This window comes from Acidovorax facilis (assembly GCF_023913775.1).
Lineage (GTDB): Bacteria > Pseudomonadota > Gammaproteobacteria > Burkholderiales > Burkholderiaceae_C > Acidovorax > Acidovorax facilis.
On sequence record NZ_JAMXAX010000112.1, the window covers coordinates 1 to 19650 of the forward strand.

Here is a 19650-nt window from a genome sequence, read left to right on the forward strand (position 1 = left end):
TCAAGCGCTGCGGCTGAGAATTGCGGCTGCGCCGTATTGCCCGTAGGGGCTTCTGTTTTCTTCTTGCGTGGCATTCATGCTCCAAGTCGACATGCTATGCCTCACACACAAACTTTCTGACACTCCCTGCCAGCGTGGCCAGCGGCAGAGGCCACATGCCATCAGAGTGAGCCACGGACCTGTCGTCGGCTTCTGGGACAGTCTCGGTAGCGGCATCTAGCATCTGGCATTGCGTTGATTCAAGGCAGCATCTGGACCGGGTCCGATGTCCCGTACATTTGAGCGCCTGGGATCCTCTGCACAATTCACCGCGTCGTGTGCATCTGCGGTCTGCTTTATTACAAATACTCGCAATAGCTACGGCTATTGCTGGGTTTTACGCCTTGCATCCAGCTGCGATTCGCAGCGCACACTTACCGCTTTGTTCGTACAAATCACTTCTAGACGAAGCTACAGCCGACAGCAGCTCGATGCGAATGCAGATGAAATTAACAACCTCCCAAGAAAGAGGGCGTGGGTACGATCACCCTTGGTTGTGTATTGTGAGCTTCGGCTCAACGGACTGCAGCACTCCACCCTCACCCACCGGAATCAAGGGTGTTGGACATCACATTTGAATGCATAACTTTTAAATAGTATCAAATGATCAAGCATATTCTTGCCGGCTTTGCAGTGATGAGTCTTATCGCTTGTGGTGGCGCTGGCGCTCAGATTCAATCTTACATTGCCGACGATATAACTCATCCGGCCTTGCAGATAAACGGTTTTTGTTATTTCGACTGGTACAAGCCAGATAACATGCAAAAATCCCAAAATACTCTTAAACAAGGGGGTACTATACAGCTACAAGCTAGATTTCAGTGGCAGCCCCCAGGATACAATTCCAGCGCGCTGACTGAGCATAGCATTCTTGCATTCACGCAAGGGGAATTTTCTGGAGCAACTGCAGTTTGCCCTTTCCAGAGAAATTCAGTCCAAGAACTTCTAAATTCACCTGAGCATCCGAGTAGGCAATGGCTTTTTAGATATGGCGCCGGATTAATACTTACACCCAAAGGCCTGGGCTTTGAGTTGTGGAACGGAGATCAAACCGCATACACTTGGGACCAAACCAATAACCGCTGCATGCAAAGCACATTAATCGGAAATACCTCCATCAACTGCTTACCAAACGACCCTATATCGGCGTCCTATATTACCGAATCCGATTTCACTCTTACCCATGGAATGTACTACTGGGTTCGTTTGACAATGCAAGGACATTTAATCTCAGGACAGCACTGGACCAAAATGCGTGGAGAACTAGTACAAGAAACACCCTCTGGCGCTACAGTCGTGCAACATGGAAGCATAAGTTTTTTAACTGATTCATACTTCCCACTCGACGACTCAATATTTGGAACAATGGCCAGATCTAGCCCCGGCGGCAACTTCTACAGTCCAACCAAAGTAAAAGTATGGATGTTTGATGGCGGATTTTAAACCAAGGGATGATTGAATTAAGTTAGCAAGTTCAGGATTAAGTTACAGCATTGCGGGCCTCAAACAACGAGATTCAGGCGCTGCTAACTATTAATCAAAAAATCAAAGTGCATAGCATTCATTCTGGAATTTCTCTCGACACCACACCTGTGCAGTGCTATTGCAAAAATCCAAGGAAGTTAGTTCTTCCGCATACTAGATTCTATTTTCGGAGCTAATGAAGCGTGAATAGCTTGAGCAATGACAGCATTGCCCTTATCCCCAAAATGAAACTGGTCCAGGAACATGTCGTCCTCTGCCCCGTAGCGGTCGAAGACGCCAGACAGATCGATAAATTTGAAATTCTTCAAGCTGACGCCCGACAGACTGGCTGCAATTGCCTGATAGCAATGCACATAATATTCTTTAGAATTGGAGAGGAAATCCTTTTCACGTGAACTCAAAGACTTTTTAGACACAGAAAGAGTAGGCTGCAGGAAAAATACCCAATCTACACCCTGAAGAGCATATGCTCCTAATCGAACATTCTTTTCAAGTCGATAGGCAACGGTCTGCACAGGTACAGGCTGAGGCAGAGGACGGGCCTGCGGCAAGTCCTGCAGTTCCTTTCTGCCAGCCGTCTTCAAACCCGTATTTGCCAGAGTTTTAAAATAGTCATCCGAAAATGCACTGAACCACAGGACATTTCGACCCGCATCCGCCCAAAAAACATCATTATTTCCAGACAGTGAAATCACCAGATCCGGCTGAAGCTCAGAAAGATAGTTTTCAATGGCAATACGCTCTTGTGTGGACGCCCAAGCTGGATTGGCAAAAGTAAACACCTCATAACGCAGGCCAGGTTTTGACAGGTTCTTGTTGAGCAGATCATTCAGCAGGCTGCCAATCGTCTGCTCCTGACTCGGAGCACCAGATCCATATGCGGTGGAGCCACCGGTGAGAAAAATGCGATAGACCCCCTCCGGCTTCGGCATCTGGAGCTCCTCGCTGTTGCGCATCTGCCAAGAGTTGATATGTGCATTTTGGTGTTGCCCTGGTGATGGGGCAGTACCTACAAAAGGAGTTGGCTGATTAGGGACAGACCAACTAATGGAGCCGATATCCAACGCAGAACTGGTGTAAGCGCGTGCGTAATGATTGCGCTGCTCATCCTTCAAAGGAGTCACTGCCAGCACTCCAGCCAAAGTTTCCCCTTGCTCCACCCATCGGATGACTTTATCGAACCGGCCAGCCACCGTATACAGCCCAGCCCAGTACCCCAAAGCCACAAGTGCGCACAGTACTAGTGAAGGAAGAAGAATGTAAATGAGCTTCTTCATCGATCTAGAACAGCGTATAGATAAAGGGTGCAAACACCGAGCCATGCCCAAACACAATGAGGGCTCCCAGCAGCAGCAAGACCAGGAGCACAGGAATCAGTGCGTAGCGTTTATGCTCCTGGAAGAAAAGAATAAGCTCTTTGATCAGCTCCAACATCAGAATTGCCGCTCCATGTGATTATTTTTTCTAGATACCTTGTTGACTCTGTAGGTAGCCACCTGCTTATCCCATTTTTTTTGCAGCGTATCCCTTCCAAGCAGCCGCATGATCATTCCCAACGGCATAAAAACCAGAAAGAAGACAACACCCAGAACAATCCGGACATTGACCCATTCAAGCACTCGACCCAGTCGCATCCAGCATTTGTAAACAATACCTAAAGCCAAGGGCTTCAAAAGGGCCAACGCAAGAAAGACCACAGCGACGCCCCATGGCCAATAAGCCCATTTTAGAGACCACCACCAAGGCACAAAAAGGCCAAAAACCAGGGCAAAAAACCCTGCCATGACATAGCCGAATTTACGCAGTTCACGTGCATCGACTACGGCTTCAGTGTTATTTTTCATCATTTTCGTCAGTCCAGTGCCAGGGCACCTTTGCGATGGGCGATATTGACGTTCTTTTGTGCGTCCTTCGACAGCAGTACGTTACCCAATACCAAGCAATCCATATCCGTTCCCATGAAACAACGGAATGCGTCTTCCGGCGTACAGACAATAGGCTCGCCGCGCACATTGAACGATGTATTCACCAGTACCGAACAGCCGGTTTTTCGTTCGAAGGCACTCAATAGCTGATAAAACTCTGGGTTACTTTGTTCACTCACGGTTTGTACGCGCGCAGAATAATCCACATGTGTCACGGCAGGGATCGACGAACGCACCTGATGCAACTGCGCCAAACCGTGCAAGGACTCATCCGGCTGGGTCTGAATGTCCTCGTGGACCTGTGCCACCAAGAGCATATAGGGGCTGGGCCTATCCAAGTGGAAGTACCGAGCAGCGGCCTCTTCTTTGACGGCCGGGGCAAAAGGCCTGAACGACTCGCGGAATTTTATTTTCAAGTTCAGCTGGGACTGCATGGCACTCGAACGCGGATCCGCAATGATCGACCGCGCACCCAGCGCCCGGGGACCGAACTCCATCCGATTTTGAAACCAGCCTACAACCTTTTCATTGGCCAACAGATCTGCAACGGTATCAGACAGCCTACTAGGCTCAACCACTGTGTAGTGCGCCCCCAGTTGATCAAGCTTCTCAACGATATCAGCTTGTTCATAGCGCGGCCCCAGCAAGGAGCCTTGCATCTGGTCAACGCCCGGCACATACACCCTAGGTTGCTTGCGATAGGTATGGTAGGCAGCGTAAGCGGCCCCCAATGCACCACCTGCATCTCCAGCGGCGGGTTGAATCCAGATGTCTTTGAAAATTCCCTCTCGCAAAAGGCGCCCATTCGCTACACAATTCAGAGCCACCCCCCCGGCCAGACACAAATAATCGGCTCCGGTATCTTTTTTGAGCTGCCGAGCCAATTTTATAATTATTTCTTCCGTCACCACCTGGATGGACGCTGCCAGATCCATATCGCGCTGGGTCGGTACGCTCTCTGGATCTCGGGGCGCCCCCCCGAATAGATCGGAGAACTTCTGGTTGGTCATCCGCAATCCAGCGCAATAATCAAAATAATCCAGATTCAGGCGAAAACTCCCGTCCTCCTTGACGTCGATAAGATGATCCCAGATCAATTGGGTATGAACAGGCTTTCCATAGGGCGCAAGGCCCATGAGCTTGTACTCTCCCGAGTTCACCTTGAAACCTAGATAATAGGTAAACGCCGAATACAACAACCCCAGTGAGTGCGGAAAATCGATTTGCCACAAAGGGGTCAATTCTGAACCCTGCCCCAGCCATGCCGATGTGGTTGCCCACTCTCCTACGCCATCCAGACATAAAACGGCGGCAGTTTCATAGGGACTCGGATAGAAGGCAGACGCCGCATGCGACTCATGATGCTCGGCAAACAAAATTGGAGGAAGTTCCGACTCCTTGCAGGAAAGCAAGCTGGCAAGCTCTTGCCTGAGTGTCCTCTTCAGATACAGCTTCTCCTTGAGCCAGACGGGTACAGCCATGACAAAAGAATGAAAGCCGCGGGGCGCATAGCTCAAATAGGTATCGAGCAAGCGCTCGAACTTGAGAATGGGCTTGTCATAAAAAACAATCGAGTCCAGTTCATGGACACGAACATTTGCCTCCGCCAGGCAGTAATGGATTGCATTTCTTGGGAATCGTTCATCATGCTTTTTCCGCGTGAAACGCTCTTCCTGTGCCGCAGCGATGATCCTGCCTGATCGCAATAGCGCCGCCGCGCTGTCATGATAGTACGCAGATATTCCCAATATATTCATTGCAATCCACAAAGATAATCTTATTTAATCGTAAAAACGAAAATATCGCTCACATCCGAAGCTTCTCGAATTTTCCGTTTTGCTCAAAGTTTTACAAAAGAGGAAAAAAGGCTTGATAAACCCTCTTACCCAACTGGGCCTGACCATACTCGTTGAAGTGCAAACCACTCTTATCAAGCCATCCCGACAGATCATCCGTATTCACAATACTGACATGCGGGACGTCGCGAGCTACCTTTTGCTGAGCAAGTCGCACGATTTTTGCGTGCACCCACGCAGAATTATTTTGAATTCTTCCAAGGACGACTGGGACATTTTTTGCCTCTGCACATGTCATGCTTTGAACGTCCTCTCGGAAGCGTTGTACAAATTCCTTGAGGTTTTTTTCGTAATTTCTTGCCCATTCTTTATGCATTGCGTCGGTTTCGCCCTGCATAAAAAAAATGCCAGCCACCTTCAAATTCACTTCTGTTCGCTTGGAATTGTGAGCTTCAGCAATCATTTTCATAAGCTCTTTATACAATCGTCCCCCAGGGGACCAGCTATCCGCATTGGTCGTGGGATTCAGCGAAGTATTTGAAACAGCCAGTTTTACAATGTAGTGGTCTTTCGGCGGCCGATCATTCAAGTAGCGGGCAAAGTACAGTTCAGGTCCAAACATGTCTTGTGCGCCCGAGCCCTGTGGGAAATACTGCGGGTAATGGGTCACATTTTTGTAGCCGAAACCAGGCCGTGCCACCTGCCATGATGCAAAACGACTCCAGCTTACTGTGCTGGAATGTGTTGCATCATCCTTTCCGGCAATTTCAGGTCCAGCGTTGAAGACGCCATAGATCTTCACGTTCGGAAAAACGGTATCTTCCTCAACATAATTATTGGGACCACTGGTAATGTCCCTGACGGACGCCAAGCCCACCGCGTTGGATTGTCCTGCGATGACAAAAAGCTTGCGAACTGGAGCCGATGGGTTGGCATCTACCGCCAGACAGTGCTGAGCGAAGCTGCTGCCGCTCGCACATGCCAGCCCCCACAAGCAGACTATGCTGCACAGCAGGCGGAGAGTGGGTTGCCGGAATGCCACACCAACTTTTCGCATCCGCCTTCTTCAGGCCGTGCCACCCACCGTCAACCCCTCTATACGCAGCGTAGGCTGGCCCACGCCCACGGGTACGCTCTGGCCTTCCTTGCCGCAGGTGCCTACGCCGCTGTCAAGGCGCATGTCGTTGCCGATCATGGTGACCTTCTTGAGCGACTCGGGGCCGCTGCCGATGATGGTCGCGCCTTTCACGGGGAATTGGATCTTGCCGTTTTCCACCCAGTAGGCTTCGCTGGCAGAGAACACGAATTTTCCCGAGGTAATGTCCACCTGTCCGCCGCCGAAGTTGCTGGCGTACAGGCCCTTCTTGATGCTGGCGATGATTTCCTGCGGGTCCTTGTCGCCGCCCAGCATGTACGTGTTGGTCATGCGCGGCATGGGAATGTGGGCATAGCTCTCACGCCGACCGTTGCCGGTGGGTGCCACACCCATCAGGCGCGCGTTGAGCGAATCCTGGATGTAGCCCTTCAAGATGCCGTCCTCGATCAGCACATTGCGCTGGCTGGCGTGGCCCTCATCGTCCACGTTGAGCGATCCACGGCGGTCGGCGATGGTGCCGTCGTCCAGCACCGTCACGCCCTTGGCCGCCACGCGCTGGCCGATGCGGCCGCTGAATGCGCTCGAGCCCTTGCGGTTGAAGTCGCCTTCCAGCCCGTGGCCAATGGCTTCGTGCAGCAGGATGCCGGGCCAGCCCGACCCCAGCACCACCGTCATCTCGCCCGCAGGGGCGGGGCGCGATTCGAGGTTGACCAGGGCCGCATTCACGGCCTCGTCCACGTACTTGCCCATCTGCTCGTCGTCAAAATAGGCCAGGCCGAAACGACCACCGCCGCCCGCCGAACCCATTTCGCGGCGGCCATTCTGCTCGGCGATCACCGTGACCGACAGGCGCACCAGCGGGCGCACATCGGCCGCCAGGGTGCCGTCGGCACGGGCCACCAGCACCACGTCGTATTCGCTCGCCAGCCCGGCCATGACCTGCGCCACGCGCGGGTCCTTGGCGCGGGCGCGCTGCTCCAGCTTTTCCAGCAAGGCCACCTTGGCGGTGCTGTCGAGCGAGGCAATGGGGTCCACGCCGGGGTACAGGCTGCGGCCTGCCGCTACTTTTTTAGGAGCTACTCGCGCTTTACTCGCCTGCGCTGCGGCCGAAATAGACCTTACAGTTCGGGCTGCGTCCAACAAGGACGCCTCGGAGATGTCGTCCGAATAGGCAAACGCCGTCTTCTCGCCGCTCACCGCGCGCACACCCACACCCTGGTCGATGCTGAAGGAACCAGTCTTGACGATGCCCTCTTCGAGGCTCCAGCCCTCGCTGCGGGTGTACTGGAAGTACAGGTCGGCATCGTCCACCTTGTGGGTGCGAATCTCGGCCAGTGCCCGTGCCAGATGGCTTTCGTCAAGCCCGAAAGGGGTCAGCAACAATTCGCGAGCGACATCGATGCGCTGGCTGGTGGCCGCACGCTGGGGCGCGGCAATGGTGGAGCGGAAAGTCATCGGGGCATTTTAGGCGCGCAGCCCCACCCTGCCGGACAAGGGGGCACATGGCCCTATGCCACAACGCGCCCACGCAACGCCGCAGACCGCCCGGCAAGGCACTTGCCCGAAGGGTTGAAGTGAAATCGGGCCGATGAACTCGGAGCTTTGACGCCTCGGCTGCTTGCCGGGGCATGCGCCCATGCGGCGCATCCGTTGCGTCCACTCATTCCAATCGCACTCCAATGCGGTCTCCAAAAAGACTTTGAACAGGCTCTCAGGCCGTCGTCTGGTCGTCCAGCGCGGCCTGGGGTGCATGGGTCTGCACCGACTCGATACCGGCATCGCGCGCCTTGGCACCGGAATACATCTGGCTTTGGCCGATCACCTGGCCATTACCCGCCTTGAGCGTGAAATAGGGCGATCCATCCTTGGCACTCAGGCGACCGAAGCGGCCATCGTCGGGAGCGTTCTTGCGCACGGATTCGATGCCGTTCAGTGCACTGGCCCGTGATTCGTACATCTCGCTGGTGAGGATGATCTGGCCATTGGAGGCCAACAGGTTGAAGACAAATTTATCGTTCTTCGACTTCTTCAGCTCGAACTTCGCCGCCATAGGGAATCCCTCCGGTTGCATGGGCCAAGGCACAGTTGGCCTGCCGGTTTGTACCCTCTTGTCGCCATGCACGCAACGCCTGGGTAAAGACCCTGGAAGGTGTTCCTGATCTCCCAGCGAAGCCTATGGCTATAGGGCAGGCCGAGCGTCCTTGGGGTCCTGCTTCTGGGCCCGGGCCACCGACATCAGGATGCCCAGCGCCAGGCCCAGGGTGACCATGGCGGTGCCGCCATAGCTGATGAAAGGCAGCGGCACGCCCACCACGGGCAGGATGCCGCTGACCATACCCATGTTCACAAACGCATAGGTGAAAAAAATCATCGAGACCGCCCCGGCCATCAGGCGCCCGAACAGGCTGGTGGCCCCTGCGGCGATGGCCAGGCCGCGCCAGACCAGCATCAAAAAGCAGACCAGCAGAAACAGGTTGCCTGCCAGCCCGAACTCCTCGGAAAACGCGGCAAAGATGAAGTCGGTGGTGCGCTCGGGGATGAACTCCAGATGCGTCTGCGTACCCGCCATGAAACCCTTGCCCCACATGCCCCCCGAGCCGATGGCGATCATGCCCTGGATGATGTGGAACCCCTTGCCCAGCGGGTCGCGTGTGGGGTCGAGCAGGGTGCAGATGCGCTGCTGCTGGTAGTCGTGCAGCACCGACCAGCGCACGCCGTCCGCGCACAACTGGTCCCCCAGCAACACCAGCGCCAGGATGCCCACGCCCCCCAGCACCACCGGAGGCAGCACCAGCTTCCAGGAGAGCCCGGCAAAGAAGATGACGGACAGACCAGCTGCCAGAACCAGTAGCGACGTACCCAGATCGGGCTGCTTCATGATCAGCCCCACCGGAACGGCCAGCAGCAGCCCTGCCGCCGCAAAGTCGAGCGGGCGCAAGGTGCCCTCGCGTTTCTGGAACCACCAGGCCAGCATCAGGGGCATGGCAATTTTCAGGATCTCGCTGGGCTGGATGACGATGCCCACATTGATCCAGCGCGTCGCCCCTTTTTTGGTGATGCCAAACAGCGCCACCGCCAATAGCAGCGCCACGCCAGCCGCATACAGCGGCACAGCGAACAGCATGATTTTCTGGGGCGGCACCTGGGCCACCATGAACAAAATGGCACCCGCAATGAGCATGTTGCGCCCATGGTCCGAAAACCGTGTGCCGTGGTCGTAGCCCGATGAATACATGGCCACCAGCCCGGCGCAGGCGAGCAACGCCACCACCAGCATGAGCGGCAGGTCAAACCCGCGAAACAGGGGAAGAAAACGCTGGGCGAGCGAGGGCTTTTCAAAAACAACGGCCATCGCGGGATTATCGCGGCCCTTGGGGCCGCGCCACCGTCACCCCGCCTGGCGGAAGGCCATCACCGCCTGGTTGCGCAGGGTGCGCAGCAGGCCCAGGGCCTTGTCGTCCACCACGATGCCCCCTGCCGTGGACTGGTCGGCATAGATAAGCGCAAACGTCTGCCCCTTGATCTGCAGCGGAAGCAGCAGGAACGAGGGGGCATTGAGCCCCGCGCGGTACCACTCGGGCAGGCGGGCCTGCATCTTGGGCTCCGTCGCGTCGTTGATGAGCGTATCGGCACCGCGCAGGCAGACGGCGGCAAACAGGTCGCCCGGCGCCTTGAGCGGGACTTTCATGGCACGCACGGCGGCATCGCTGCCCTCGCCCAGGCCAAAGCGGCCGGTCAGCAAATCGGTGCGTGCCTCACGCAGGCAAAACACCATGCGCCGAAACCCCAGCGCGCGGAACATGGTCTCCAGGATCATGCGCAACACGTCGTTGAGCTGAAAACTCTCGACCATGGCATTGGTGATGTCCTGGATGCCCGCTGCCAGCACTTCGTTGACCTGCGCGACCGACACGGCGCCGCTGGCCTGCGACTCCAGCACCGCTGGCAAGGGCTGGGTTTCGCTGGCCCGCAGCTCGTGCGAGCCCAGGGCGTCATCCTGCGCGGGCCCGGCACCGGCCGCCGGGGGCAGCTGCAGCAGCCGCGCCGCAGGCGTGCCGGGGGCTACGCGCAGGTCCAGCGCCTCGGCCAGCGCCACGAGCTTGTGGCGGGCGCGCAAAGTGCCCTCCGAAATCGCTGCGGGAGACAGCGCCAGCGTACGGGAATAGCGGGTGCCGATCTGGCCCAGGCGGGCTTCCAGCGACGCGGCATCGCTCGCCAGCAAGGTGCTGGCCACCTCATTGGCAGCCATCGCCACCCAGCGCAGGCGCTCCACCCCCTGCTCCGGCGCGCGTTGCATGGGCGAGCCCAGGGGCTTGCGCATGCAGCGCTGCAGGCTCTCGGGCAGCCCCCAGACGCGGGCCACGCCCACCCCCAGGTCCTCGAAGCCCAGGCCCAGCACCTGCAGCGCGGCCGACTCTTCGCCCCCCTCCACGCGGCCAGTCTCCATCAGGGCGCGCACCTGGCGCGCCTCTTCCGGAAAATAGAACTCGCACAACATGCGGCCCAGGTTCTGGAACATCGCGCCAATGAAGGCCTCTTCAGCCGCCTGGCCGGGCTCGCACAGCTCCGCCGCCACCGAGCCAGCCATCATGGCGCGCAAAAACTCCTCGCGCATCTGGCTTGCATGGGCCTTGTCCTGCATGTGGTCCAGCAGCACCAGGCTGAGTGCCATGTTGCGCACGGCGTTGAAGCCCACCAGGCTCACGGCCCGCGACACGGTGCTGATGGTGCCCCGGCCCGCATGCGCGAAATGCACGCTGTTGACCAAGCGCAGCAACTTGTTGGTGAGCGCCACATCCTTGAGGATCTCGTGTGTGAGATCGCTGATGCTGTCGTCCTCGGAGTTGGCCACGCGCTGGATGCGCGCCACCGAGTCCGACAGCGCCGGAAAGTCGCTTTTGTGGCGCATGCGCCGCAGCAGGAAGTCGAGCGTGGCATTGCTGGCGGCCGTGGGCGCGCTGGCCGGAGCGGCCCAGGCACGCAAGGCATCGCGAAACTCCGCCGCCGACGGATAGCGCTGGCCCGGCTCGCGCGCCATCGCACGTTGCAAAATGGCCCGCAGGGCGTCGTCCACGCCCGGCCCCAGGTCTTCCGGCAGCACCAGGGTTTCGTTGGCAACGCGGTACAGCGCCTGCCAGGCGTCCTTCTGGTGGATCAGTGGCCGGCCCGTGAGCAGCTCCACCAGCACCAGGGCGGCCGAATACACATCCATGGCCGCTGCAGGGGCCGCCCCGGCCGCCGCCTCGGGCGCGAGGTACGCCGGGGTGCCACTGGCCAGCTGCGAATCCGGCACAGCCTGCACCGGCGCCGCCATGCCGAAGTCCATCACCCGCGCGTGGCGCTGGGTGTCGATCATGATGTTGGAAGGCTTGAGGTCGCGGTGCACGATGCCGGCCTGGTGTGCGGCCTGCAGGCCATCCAGCACATCCACCATCAGCGCCACTGCGTCGTGCGGCGTGCAGCGCCCCTGCTGCGCCAGATGCTCGGCCAGCGTCTTGCCTGGAACGTACTCGAACACGATGTAGGGCTGGCGGCCCTGCACATCGGCCTCAAACACCGGAACGATGAAGGGGTGCGCCAGGCGCCCCACATGCCGGGCTTCGCGCAGCCAGTGCTCCAGCACCGACGGGTCCTGGTCCTCCACGGGGCGCATGAGCTTGATGGCCACCTCGCGCTGCAGACGCGGGTCCAGCGCCAGCCACACGGTGGCCTGGGCGCCCCGGCCCAGCAGCTTTTTCAGTTCAAAGCGGCCCAGCGACGTGGGAGGCTTGTCGGTGGATCCCAAAGCCCAGCGTTTGGCGGTGGAAAGCGGGGCAAAATCAGTCATGGTGGGGATCAAGGCAGCGGGCCCACCGCGTGGTGCCCATGCCATGCATCTTATGTCTCGGCCACCCCTTTCACAGCAGTGATTCCCCTGCCCTGTCGTTTTCCCCCTCCATGACCACCACCCACCTTCTGTACCTTCACGGCTTTCGCTCTTCGCCCCAGTCTGCCAAGGCGCGGCAGATGGCCGCGCATGTGGCGCAGCACCACCCGGGTGTCACCTTCTGGTGCCCCCAGCTGCCGCCCTCCCCCAAAGCGGCGATGGAACTGGTCGCGCAGGGCATTGCCCCGTGGCGCGGAGCAGCAATGGCGGTGATCGGTTCCTCGCTCGGTGGCTTTTACGCCAGCTGGGTGGCGCAGCACAAGGGCTGCCCCAGCGTGATGCTCAATCCGGCCGTGCACCCGGCGCGTGACCTTGCGCGGTACATCGGCGAGCAGACCACCTGGCACGACCCAGCGGAGCGGTTTTACTTCCAGCCTGAATACATTGACGAGCTGCGCGCGCTGGACACCGCAGGCCAGCCGCCGGCAGCGCCCGAGATGGCCATCATTGCCAAGGGCGACGAGGTGCTGGACTGGCGTGAAATGGTGGCGCGCTACCCGCAGGCACGGCTGGTGGTGCAGGAGGGGGGAGAACACGCCCTCGCCAATTTCAGCGACTACCTGCCGCAGGTGACGGAGTTCCTGGCTCTGGCCTGACATCACCCGGGCGCCGGGGGCACCAGCGCATCAGAACCTCTTCAACGTGCCTGAGATGCCCGGGTGCCACCCGCCCCCATCCAGCGGGCATAGTCGTCGGGGTAGGCTGCACGGTAGCGCTTCATGTGGAAAGCCGCTTCGTCGTCCTTGCCCAGCATCACGGCGCTTTCAACCAGCACTTCAATGACGCGGGGCTCGGGGGAGTAATGCAGCAGCTCCTGGGCCAGGGCGTTCATGCGCGCTGCGTTGTCGCGGGTCAGCCCCGTGGTGGTCAGGCGCGCAAAGTCCAGCGGGCCCGAAAACAGCAGCGAATGGGACACCTTGGCCTGCGTGTCCTCACGGTACGCGGCAGCCCGCTGCGCCCCCGGCTTGTAAAGCTGGCTCACGCGGTGGTAGTCCCAGGCGGCAAGGCCGCAGGCACCCAGGACTGCCAGGGCGGCCACCAGCGCTGCAGCCCCCGCAGGCCACGCGCGCCCATCCGATGCTTCGTCGCGCCGGGGCCAGACCAGGATCGCCGCCGAGAGCAAGGCCACCACCTGGAACGGCCCGTACCACAGCGGGTATTCCAGCATGCTGTGCAGTCCGATGATCGCCAGCACGCCCCAGGCCAGTTGGCGCACGGGCTCGGTTTCGCGCCAAGGCCGGGCCCACAGGCACCCTGCCACGACGACCCCGCACAACGCCACGGCAGCGGGCAGGCCCAGCTCTACGGCCAGGTGCAGGGGCAGGTTGTGCGCGTTGTCCAGCAGCACACAAAAGCGCTCGCCCGGGAACAGCGTGATGTAGTGTGCGTAGTCCAATTCGCCCCAGCCCCAGCCCAGCCACGGTTTCTGCGCAATCAGGGTGAGCACGTTGGACCACAGCACCCGCCGACTGGTGCAGCTGTGCGATCCGTCCGTAAAACGGTGGAACAAGGCATCTGCGCGCACGCCCTGGAACTTCCACAGCGCCTCGGGCAACACCCAGGCGGCCACCAGAAAAACCGCAAACCCTGCGATACCCAGACGCAGCGCCTCGCCACGGCCCGCGCCACGCCACACGACCAGAAGCACCAGGACAAGCAGCCACTGCACCACCACGGTCCGCGACGCTGTGGCGGCCCCGCCCACGGCGATCCACATCAGCGCCACGGCGGTCAGCACGCCCCATACGCCGGTGGAAAGTGCGCGGCCTGGGCTGGTGGCCGCCCCGGCCAAGTCCGCGTTGCCTTGTGGCCGGGCATGCAGCGTCCACCACAGCCAGGCCCACGCGCCCAGGCTGAGCAGGGTGGCCTGCTGGTTGCGCTGGCGCAGGTTGCCCACCGCCTGGCCCGGCACCGAGGCATGAATCCAGGGCCCCAGGCCCACATCGCCAGCAACGTACTGCACCAGCCCGATGACGCTGGCCACCAGCGCGGCCAGCCCCAGCCCACCCGCCAGCAGCCAACCCCAGCCCGCAGGCCCCCTGCGCTGCGCGACCCCGGCGCGTGCCCACCCGGCTGCCAGCAGCAAAAGCACCGCCCCACACACCCAGGACGCGATCAGCGGCCAGAAGTTGGCGATTGGGGAGTCAGTGACGGCAAACAGAAACGGCAAAGCCACTGCGAGCATGGCCAGCGGAACGGCAATGGCATCAAAAAACATGTCGAAAGAACCGGGCCATCGTGCAAAGCCCTGGATCATAGGGGCAGGCCCGGGGCCGTCGGACCGGCTCGGCACCCATGGGACAATGCCGCCCATGCACGCATTGTTTGAAGAAGCCGGCAAGTTCATGGCCGGTCGTATCCTGTCCGAAGCCGATACATCCGCCCAGGTTGAGCTCGACTCGGGCAAGCGGGTCAAGGTCAAGGCCGCCAACATCCTCCTGAAATTCGAGAAACCCTCGCCTGCCGACTTGATCGCCCAGGCCCAGGCCGTGGCCGAAACCATTGAGCTGGACCTGGCCTGGGAGTTCGCGCCCGAAGACGAGTTCGGCTTTGCCGACCTGGCGCGGGACTATTTCTCTGAAAACGCCACCCTGGCCCAGCAGGCCGGTGCGCTGTTCCGCCTGTACGACGCGCCCCACTACTTCCGCCGTGCGGGCAAGGGCCGGTTCAAGAAGGCATCGGCCGAGATCCTGCAGCAGGCGCTGGCCGCCATCGAGAAGAAAAAGGCCCTCCTCGCTCAAATCGACGAATGGGCCGCCGCGCTGGGACGGGGCGAATGCCCGCAGCCCATCCGCGACCAGCTTTACAAGATCCTGTTCAAGCCCGACAAGAACGCGCCCGAGTACAAGGCCGTGGTGGACGCCAGCCGCGCCACGCACACCGCGCCGCTCGACCTGCTGCAAAAGGCGGGCGCCATCGATTCGGCCTACCAGTTCCACTGGAAGCGCTTCTTGTTCGAGAACTTCCCCAAGGGCACGGGCTTTCCCGCCGTCACCGCACCCGCCATTGCGGACGAGCTGCCGCTGTCCACCGCGCAGGCGTACTCCATCGACGACTCGCAGACCACCGAAATCGACGATGCGCTGTCGGTGCAGGGCCTGGGCACGGGCACCGTGGTGCTGGGCATCCACATCGCCGCGCCGGGCCTGGCCATCCAGCCCGGCAGCGCCATCGACCAGCTCGGCCGCGCGCGCCTGTCCACGGTGTACATGCCGGGCTACAAGATCACCATGCTGCCGGATGATGTGGTGCAGACCTACACGCTGGACGAAGGCCGAGCCAACCCGGCCGTGTCGCTGTACGTCACCATCGATGAAGCCACGCTGGAATTCAAAAGCTCTGAAACCAGGCTGGAGCGCGTGCATGTGGTTGCCAACCTGCGCCACGACCAGCTCGACAGCGTGGTGACAGAAGAATGGCTCTCCAACCCGGCGTTCGAGCATCAAAACGACTCCCAGCGCTTGTCTGACCTGCGCCACCAGCTATCATTTTTGCACCGCCTTGCCAAGGACCTCAAAGCCCGCCGCGAAGTGGTGCGTGGCAAGCCCGAGAACTTCAACCGGCCGGACTACAACTTCCGCCTGGTCGGCAACAACGGTGCCGAGCCCACGGGCGATGAACAAGTGCAGATCAGCGTGCGCCAGCGCGGCGCGCCGCTCGACCTGATCGTGGCCGAGGCCATGATTGTGGCCAACAGCACCTGGGGCAGCTGGATGGCCGAGCTGGGAGTGCCCGGCATCTACCGCAGCCAGGCCAGCATGGCGCCGGGCGTGAAGGTGCGGATGGGCACCAAGGCGCTGCCGCATGCGGGCATCGGCGTCAAAGCGTATTCGTGGGCCACGTCGCCCCTGCGCCGCTACACCGACCTGGTCAACCAGTGGCAAATCATTGCCTGCGCCCGCCACGGCAAGACCGCTGCGCTGGCCGCGCCTTTCAAGCCCAAGGACGCCGACCTGTTCTCCATCATCAGCAGCTTTGACGGCGCCTACAGCGCCTACAACGGCTACCAGGCGGGCATGGAACGGTTCTGGACGCTCAAATATGTGGAGCAGAACGGCATCACTGAGCTCAACGTCACCGTCTTCAAGGAAGGCCCGGGCGGCAGCTTCCTCGTTCGTGCAGACGATATTCCGCTGGTCTTCCCCGTGCTGGGCGCGCAGAACCTGCCGCGCGGCGCGCGCCTGAAGGTCAAGCTGGGCGAGGTGGACGAGATCACCCTCGATATCCATGGCACCGTGATCGAGCGCCTGGATGACCCGGCCGACACCAGCGACGACGGCCCGGTGGACGATGCCGAGGACGACGATACCGTGGCCGGACCGATTGCCATTGCAGTGGACGTGAACGAGGCACCCGCCGAAGCCGCTGCGGCAGCACCGGCCGCCTGATTCCCCCTGACAGCCCCTGATAATTGCTGGCGATGAAACTCCCTGCCTTCCTCCGCACCTTCAGCACGCTGCAGCTCGCGTTGGGCATCTCGGTGGCCGTGCATGCCGCGCTCATCTCGGTGCGTTTCATCGACCCCGAGGGCTTCAACCGCGTGTTCCAGGACACGCCGCTCGAAGTCATCCTGGTCAACGCCAAGTCCAACGAGCGCCCCGACAAAGCCCAGGCGATTGCCCAGGCCAATCTGGCCGGCGGCGGCGATGCCGAGAAGGGCCGCGCCACCAGCCCCCTGCCCTACACCGCGCTGACCACGGTGGGCGACGACTACGAAGAAGCCCAGCGTAAGATGGATGCAATGCAGGAGCAGCAGGCGCAATTGCTGGCCCAGTTGCGCAAGCAGCTGGCCACCATGCCCGAGCCCGATCCGCGCCAGGCCAGCCAGAGCGCCGAGCAGGCCAACGAGCAGGAAAAGCGCCGCCAGCTCGTCAAGCTGCTCGCCGAGATCGAAAAGCGCATCAACGAAGAAAACTCGCGCCCCAAGAAGCGCTACATCAGCCCCGCCACGCGCGAAGAGGCCTACGCCATCTATTACGACGGCCTGCGCCGCAAGGTGGAAGACAAGGGCACCGAAAACTTCCCCGAACAGGGCGGCAAGAAGCTGTATGGCGAGCTGACCATGATCGTCACCGTCAACCACGACGGCCGCGTGCTCGACACCGAGGTGGTGCAAGGCTCAGGCAACCCCACGCTGGACCGGCGCGCCGAGGCGATTGCCCGGGCTGCCGGCCCGTTTGGCGCGTTTGGCGCCGACATGCGCAAGAAGGCCGACCAGATCGCCATGGTGGCGCGCTTCAAGTTCACGCGCGATCAGACGCTGGAGACCAGCGTCCGCTAGTCGCCACCAGGCCCTGCCCGCGGCGGCCCTGCCAACCCGCCTTTTTTCATACCGCACGATTTTTTACCCATGAGCCAAGCCGCCGACCTGTACTGCGTGATGGGCAATCCGGTGGCGCACAGCCGCTCGCCCGCCATCCACGCCCGCTTTGCCGAACTGACGGGGGAGCACATCGCCTACGAACGCCGCCTGGTGCACATGGATGGTTTTGCCCAGGGCGTGCGGGACTTTGTGGCCCAGGGCGGGCGCGGTTGCAACGTGACGGTTCCGTTCAAAACCGACGCACCACTTCTCGCCACCGAATGCAGCGAGCGCGTGCAGCTGGCCGGTGCGGCCAACACCCTCACCTTCCGCACCGACGGCAGCATCTATGCCGACAACACCGACGGCCTGGGCCTGGTGGCCGACATCACGCGCAACGCGGGTGTGTCGCTGGCGGGACGCGATGTGCTGCTGGTAGGCGCCGGTGGCGCCGCTGCGGGCGTGCTGGGCCCGTTGTTGCTGGCAGGAGCCCGCCACATCACGGTGGCCAACCGCACGCTGGCCAGGGCGCAGGCCCTGGTGCAGTCGCACAGTGCGCTTGCATTGCTACAAAAATCAGAGCTTATTGCGCTTACTCCACAAGCGCTAGAGGCCAATTTTGATGTCATTATCAATGCCACGGCCAGCAGCCTGGCCGGTGCCGAAGTGCCGGTGTCCGCCAGCGTGCTGCGCCCCGGCTGCCTGGCCTACGACATGATGTATGGCCCCGCCGCGCAGGGTTTTCTGGATTGGGCCCGCCAGCACGGCGCCGTTCCGCGTGACGGCCTGGGCATGCTGGTCGAGCAAGCCGCCGAAGCCTTCTTGCTGTGGCGCGGCGTGCGCCCGCCGTCGGCCCAGGTGCTGCAGGAAATGCAGCAGGCCAACTCATCCAAATAACAACACCCCACACGAGGAGACACACCGCGATGAAAGCCGTGCTGCGCTGGCTGGGACTGGTGGTGCTCGCCTTCGTGGCGCTGCAGCTGTTCTTTGTGGTCCGTATCGCGGCCATGGTGGTCATCGACCCCGAATCCACCAGCTTTCAGCGCTCCGAGGCCTGGACGCTGCTCACCACCAAAGGCAACGTCCCCTGGCGCCAGCAGTGGATGCCCTACGCCAGCATCTCCGACCAGCTCAAGCGCGCCGTGATCGCCTCGGAAGACGATGGCTTTGTGAGCCACGACGGCGTGGACTGGAATGCCATCGAAAAAGCCTGGGAGCGCAACGCCAAGGCCGAGGCCCTGGCCAACAAAGCCCAGGCCCGTGCCCCCGACCGCCCCGTGCGCGCCCCCAAGATCCGGGGTGGCTCCACCATCACGCAGCAACTGGCCAAGAACCTGCTGCTATCCGGCGAACGCACGCTGCTGCGCAAGGGGCAGGAATTTGTACTCACGCTGCTGCTGGAGCAGTTGCTGAGCAAGCAGCGCATCCTGGAGATTTATCTGAACAGCGTGGAATGGGGCGAAGGCGTGTTCGGTGCCGAGGCGGCCGCGCAGCACTACTTCCGCAAAAGCGCCTCGCGCCTGAGCGCCACGGAAGCCGCGCGGCTGGCGGTGATGCTGCCCGCACCCAAGCGGTTTGAGAAGACGCCGGGGTCGGCGTATCTGGCGGGAAGGACGCGGACGATTTTGGGGCGGATGGGGAGTGCGGAACTGCCGTGAAAAGAACGACTTGAAGTGCAGACAGCGTTATTACAAAGTCATTAACAGGACCGGGAAATGCCCATATGCCGCCTCTGTAACAACGAAAGAGTTCTACGCAATTCCCACATCGTCCCTGAATCCCTGTACTCCAATCTCTACAACGAGAAGGGACACATGATGGGAATAAATGGGTTCGGTAGCAAGGGCTGGAAGCCGCTTCAACAAGGAATCCGAGAGCATCTTTTTTGCGAAGCATGCGAACAGCACTTCAATGAGCACTTCGAGAAACCGTTTAGAAAACAATGGGTAGTTGTCACATCCCGGACGATTGCATAGACTTCAAACGCTATCCACTCTTCATGGCGCGAGCGGTTCTAAAGGAGTTGATAGAGTCCTTGCAATCCACCCAGGGAGTGAAGCCATGTTGATAGCCCTGCA

General features: G+C 60.4%; 16 protein-coding genes. 6 read left to right on the forward strand and 10 right to left on the reverse strand.

Annotated elements, in window-relative coordinates; translation table 11 throughout:
- The first annotated feature begins 642 nt into the window (after positions 1 to 642).
- A complete protein-coding gene (locus tag NFX52_RS23035; RefSeq protein ID WP_252635835.1) occupies positions 643 to 1482 on the forward strand; it encodes a hypothetical protein in 840 nt (279 codons plus the stop codon).
- A 179-nt stretch (positions 1483 to 1661) separates the two neighbouring features.
- Here NFX52_RS23035 and NFX52_RS23040 read toward each other — a convergent pair whose 3' ends face one another.
- From NFX52_RS23040 to NFX52_RS23080, 9 genes are all read right to left on the reverse strand, one after another.
- Positions 1662 to 2801, reverse strand: a complete 1140-nt coding sequence (locus NFX52_RS23040; protein ID WP_156358607.1) for an SGNH/GDSL hydrolase family protein — start codon at positions 2799 to 2801, stop codon at positions 1662 to 1664.
- Positions 2802 to 2805: 4 nt separating this feature from the next.
- Entirely contained in the window at positions 2806 to 2958 is a 153-nt protein-coding gene (locus tag NFX52_RS23045; protein WP_176886993.1) for a DUF5989 family protein, read from the reverse strand.
- The gene (locus tag NFX52_RS23050) at positions 2958 to 3371 is read right to left on the reverse strand and encodes an SxtJ family membrane protein (RefSeq protein WP_207401998.1); all 414 of its coding nucleotides are present in this window, start codon (positions 3369 to 3371) and stop codon (positions 2958 to 2960) included. Before NFX52_RS23050 ends, NFX52_RS23045 begins: the two co-directional genes overlap by 1 nt.
- A gap of 5 nt (positions 3372 to 3376) precedes the next feature.
- Positions 3377 to 5206 (reverse strand): carbamoyltransferase family protein, encoded by a 1830-nt coding sequence (locus NFX52_RS23055; protein ID WP_055394901.1) that lies wholly within the window; start codon positions 5204 to 5206, stop codon positions 3377 to 3379.
- A gap of 91 nt (positions 5207 to 5297) precedes the next feature.
- Positions 5298 to 6302 carry a sialate O-acetylesterase gene (locus NFX52_RS23060; RefSeq protein ID WP_082437304.1) on the reverse strand — a complete coding sequence of 335 codons (1005 nt, stop codon included), beginning with the start codon at positions 6300 to 6302 and terminating at the stop codon, positions 5298 to 5300.
- 9 nt (positions 6303 to 6311) lie between these two features.
- Complete coding sequence (tldD, locus tag NFX52_RS23065; protein ID WP_055394905.1) at positions 6312 to 7796, reverse strand: metalloprotease TldD; 1485 nt, start codon at positions 7794 to 7796, stop codon at positions 6312 to 6314.
- A gap of 256 nt (positions 7797 to 8052) precedes the next feature.
- Positions 8053 to 8391, reverse strand: coding sequence for a YegP family protein (locus NFX52_RS23070; protein WP_055394907.1), 339 nt, complete (start codon positions 8389 to 8391; stop codon positions 8053 to 8055).
- 129 nt (positions 8392 to 8520) lie between these two features.
- Complete coding sequence (rodA, locus tag NFX52_RS23075) at positions 8521 to 9693, reverse strand: rod shape-determining protein RodA (RefSeq protein ID WP_055394909.1); 1173 nt, start codon at positions 9691 to 9693, stop codon at positions 8521 to 8523.
- 36 nt (positions 9694 to 9729) lie between these two features.
- A complete protein-coding gene (locus NFX52_RS23080; RefSeq protein WP_055394923.1) occupies positions 9730 to 12168 on the reverse strand; it encodes a serine/threonine protein kinase in 2439 nt (812 codons plus the stop codon).
- 110 nt (positions 12169 to 12278) lie between these two features.
- Here NFX52_RS23080 and NFX52_RS23085 point away from each other — a divergent pair, with 110 nt between their 5' ends.
- Positions 12279 to 12863, forward strand: a complete 585-nt coding sequence (locus tag NFX52_RS23085) for a YqiA/YcfP family alpha/beta fold hydrolase (RefSeq protein ID WP_055394911.1) — start codon at positions 12279 to 12281, stop codon at positions 12861 to 12863.
- A gap of 41 nt (positions 12864 to 12904) precedes the next feature.
- Here NFX52_RS23085 and NFX52_RS23090 read toward each other — a convergent pair whose 3' ends face one another.
- On the reverse strand, positions 12905 to 14485 hold the full coding sequence (locus tag NFX52_RS23090; protein ID WP_055394925.1) for a PglL family O-oligosaccharyltransferase: 1581 nt from the start codon (positions 14483 to 14485) through the stop codon (positions 12905 to 12907).
- Positions 14486 to 14579: 94 nt separating this feature from the next.
- Between NFX52_RS23090 and NFX52_RS23095 the strand changes: the two genes are divergently transcribed.
- From NFX52_RS23095 to mtgA, 4 genes are all read left to right on the forward strand, one after another.
- Positions 14580 to 16655 carry a ribonuclease catalytic domain-containing protein gene (locus NFX52_RS23095; RefSeq protein ID WP_055394927.1) on the forward strand — a complete coding sequence of 692 codons (2076 nt, stop codon included), beginning with the start codon at positions 14580 to 14582 and terminating at the stop codon, positions 16653 to 16655.
- A gap of 32 nt (positions 16656 to 16687) precedes the next feature.
- Positions 16688 to 17548 (forward strand): energy transducer TonB, encoded by an 861-nt coding sequence (locus NFX52_RS23100; protein WP_055394913.1) that lies wholly within the window; start codon positions 16688 to 16690, stop codon positions 17546 to 17548.
- Between the two features lie 69 nt (positions 17549 to 17617).
- Positions 17618 to 18466, forward strand: a complete 849-nt coding sequence (gene aroE / locus NFX52_RS23105) for a shikimate dehydrogenase (protein WP_055394915.1) — start codon at positions 17618 to 17620, stop codon at positions 18464 to 18466.
- Positions 18467 to 18495: 29 nt separating this feature from the next.
- Complete coding sequence (gene mtgA / locus NFX52_RS23110) at positions 18496 to 19230, forward strand: monofunctional biosynthetic peptidoglycan transglycosylase (RefSeq protein WP_055394917.1); 735 nt, start codon at positions 18496 to 18498, stop codon at positions 19228 to 19230.
- Positions 19231 to 19650: the final 420 nt, after the last annotated feature.